At 71.0% G+C, this 3280-nt stretch carries 3 protein-coding genes; 1 reads left to right on the top strand and 2 read right to left on the bottom strand.

The features are described from left to right. The coding region (locus G6023_RS13135) for a maleylpyruvate isomerase N-terminal domain-containing protein (RefSeq protein WP_182635923.1) at positions 1-569 on the bottom strand (569 nt) is incomplete at its 3' end. A gap of 108 nt (positions 570-677) precedes the next feature. Here G6023_RS13135 and htpG point away from each other — a divergent pair. Further along, entirely contained in the window at positions 678-2771 is a 2094-nt protein-coding gene (gene htpG / locus G6023_RS13140) for a molecular chaperone HtpG (RefSeq protein ID WP_182635925.1), read from the top strand. 25 nt (positions 2772-2796) lie between these two features. Here the strand turns inward: htpG and G6023_RS13145 are convergent. Then, positions 2797-3280: phosphatase PAP2 family protein (locus G6023_RS13145; protein ID WP_182635927.1), on the bottom strand; the 484-nt coding region annotated here is incomplete at its 5' end.

The raw sequence follows: 3280 nt of genomic DNA on the forward strand, positions 1-3280 counted from the left end.
GGGCGCCGTCCGGACAGTGCGAGCAGTCGGGCGCGCGAATCCGCGCCGAGCGTCACGGGGCGCGCCTCGGCGAGCACGTCGAACGACCGCATCAACTCCACCACGCTCCGGGCGTGGTCGAGGGTCCAGGCGGCGAGGTCCTCCGCCTCCGTCGAGTCCCACGTCCGCGAGTCGAGGTCGTGGGCGTGGACCAGGAGTTCGAAGACGCGCAGGACGAGGAGGTCGCGGACCGGGATCTCGGCGAGCCGGTGCTGGACGATCGCGTCCGCGTCCCGGGCCCGCGCGAGTTCCCTGCGCAGACCCGCGGACGTGCGGTGCAGTGCGGGGATCGGCTTCTCACCGGCGTGGTCGGCGGTGCGGGTCCACTCGATCTCCGACTCCGGCAGCCGTGGGAAGTAGGCGGCGTAGCGCAGTCCACCGCCCAAGACGTGGTTGGCGCAGTCGCGGCGGGTCCATCCCGGGCAGGCCTCGCAGTCACCGTCGAGTCCGCCGGCGAGCGCGCGGCCGAACAGGGTGGTGGCCCGGTCGAGGACCGCGAGGTCCTCCGGGCTCAGCGGGGTCGGGGTCACGGGCACCTCACCTCCAGGAATGTCTGGGCTTCACACTAGGTTGACTGGGACGGTGTGAACAGATCGCGCCAGCCCTTCAGCCGTGACGAGAAAGGACCGATACCCGCCATGAGCCCGCAGACCTCCGGTGCAGCAGAGACCCGGGAGTTCCAGGCCGAGACCCGGCAGCTGTTGGATCTGATGATCCACTCGATCTATTCGAATCCGGACACCTTCCTGCGCGAGGTCATCTCCAACTCCTCGGACGCGCTGGACAAGCTCCGGTTGGCCGCGCTGCAGGATTCCTCGCTCGGCGCGGACACCTCGGATCTGCACATCGAGCTGATCCCGGATGCCGCCGCCCGGACGCTGACGATCCGCGACAACGGCATCGGCATGTCCCGCGACGAGGTGGTGGACCTCATCGGCACGCTCGCCAGGTCGGGCACCGGGCAGATGCGGGAGGCACTCTCCGCGGCCCGGGCGGCGCAGGAGTCCGGTGAGGTCTCGGAGCAGGCCACCGCGGACCTCATCGGCCAGTTCGGCATCGGTTTCTACTCGACGTTCATGGTCGCGGACACGGTCACGCTGGTCACCCGCAAGGCAGGCGAGAGTGCGGGGACGCGCTGGACGTCGAGCGGCGAGGACACGTACACGATCGAGGACGCCCCGGACGCTCCCCAGGGCACCTCGGTGATCCTGCAGCTCAAGCCGGCCGGTGGGGACGCGGCGCTCCCGGACTACACCGAGGAGCACACGCTGCGCCGGGTGGTGCGCACCTACTCGGACTTCATCGCCTGGCCGATCCGCATGGACGTCGAGCGCCCGGCGCCGGAGCCGGAGTCGACGGATGAGGCCGGCGCGGACGGGGCCGGCGCAGACGATGCCGCAGACGATGCCGCCGCCGAGGACGCCGCGCCCGAGGCTCCCGGCACGGTCACCGAGACGGAGACGCTCAACTCCCAGAAGGCCCTGTGGACGCGGCCCCGCTCGGAGGTCACCGACGAGGAGTACGCCGAGTTCTACCGTCACGTCTCGCACGCGTGGGACGAGCCGCTGGAGACGATCACCCTCAAGGCGGAGGGCACGTTCGAGTACCAGGCGCTGCTGTTCCTTCCCACGCAGGTGCCGTTCGACCTGTTCTCCCCGGACACCAAACGTGGGGTGCAGCTCTACGTCCGTCGTGTCTTCATCATGGACGACTGTGAGGAGCTGGTCCCGCCGTTCCTGCGCTTCGTCAAGGGCATCGTCGACGCCCAGGACCTGTCGCTCAACGTCTCCCGCGAGATCCTCCAGCAGGACCGCCAGATCCGGGCGATCCGCAAGCGCCTGGTCAAGCGGGTGCTGCAGACGATCGAACAGATCAAGACCGACCGGCCGGAGGAGTTCCGCAGCTTCTGGGCCAACTTCGGTGCCGTCCTCAAGGAGGGCCTGATCGCGGACGTCGACGCCCGCGAGCAGTTGCTGGCCGTGAGCACGTTCGCCTCCACGCGTCCCGCCCAGGCGGGCGCCGGGGACGCCGCGTCCGGATCGGACGAGACCCCGCGCGACGACGAGCGTGACGACGACGAGGTGGGCACCACCATCGCCGAGTACGTCTCCCGGATGGCCGACGGGCAGGAGGAGATCTACTACCTCACCGGGACGTCCCGCGCGGCGGTGGAGAACTCCCCGCACCTGGAGGCGTTCCGTGCCCGTGGTGTCGAGGTCCTCATCCTCACCGACCCGGTCGACGAGGTGTGGGTCGACGCGGTCGGCGAGGTCGACGGCAAGCGCCTGCGGTCGGTGGCCAAGGGCGACGTGGACCTGTCCGGCATCGGCTCGGAGAGCGAGGATCGCGAGGACGAGCCCGACGCGGCCGAGTTCGCCGACCTGCTCACCTGGCTGGGCGAGGAGCTGTCGGACGAGGTCAAGCAGGTCCGCCTGTCGCACCGGCTCACCGAGTCGGCCGCGTGCATGGTGGGCGACGAGTTCGACATGACCCCGCAGCTCGAGGCCATGTACCGCGCTTCGGGCATGGAACTGCCCACGAGCAAGCGGATCCTCGAGCTCAACCCCACGCACCCTCTGGTCGAGCGGCTGCGCGAGCAGTACGCATCGGATCCGTCGGCGCCCGGCCTGGCCGACACCGCCCGGCTGCTGTCGGGTGCGGCCGTCCTCGCGGAGGGCGGCACGCTGTCCGATCCGGCTGCGTTCGCCAAGTTGCTGGTCGACCGCATCTGACTCGACTCCGCCCCCGGGGCGGCGGCTACCCGACCACCGGTGTCCGGCCGCCGCCCAGGGAGCCGCAGGTCACGCCGATCATCGCCCCGAGCGCGGTCTCGGTCGGGGTGTGGTGGCTGATCCGCACGCGCGCCCACGCCACCGTCGGTACGAGGGCCAGCAGTCGCCAGTAGCGGGGTGAGAGTTCGCGGGCGAGGACCGTGACGACCCCGGCGAGCACGGCGGTGTGGAACGAGACCTTGATCCGGAGCGTCGCGGCCCCGGCCACGCCCAGCGCCACCAGTGCGGCCCGCGTCATCCGCTGCAACTCGTCCGGGGCGTCGCCCCACCGTTGGGCCGCGAGCAGGGTCGCCACCGACCCGGCGATGCCGACGATCACCAGGGGGCGGTCCTCCCGCCGGGTGACGTGGTGGTCGGACAGCGCCTTGCGTCGGACCCGCCAGGTGATCGCGGCCTGCGGAACGATGCCCAGGCCGGCGGCGGTCGCGAGCCCCCACCCGGTCGACTCC

The organism is Dietzia sp. DQ11-71, from assembly GCF_014144995.1.
GTDB lineage: Bacteria > Actinomycetota > Actinomycetes > Mycobacteriales > Mycobacteriaceae > Dietzia > Dietzia kunjamensis.

What these genes read in the sequence shown, in the direction of transcription:
- htpG (WP_182635925.1), top strand. Translation starts at nt 678, where the DNA reads ATGAGCCCGCAGACCTCCGGTGCAGCAGAGACCCGGGAGTTCCAGGCC.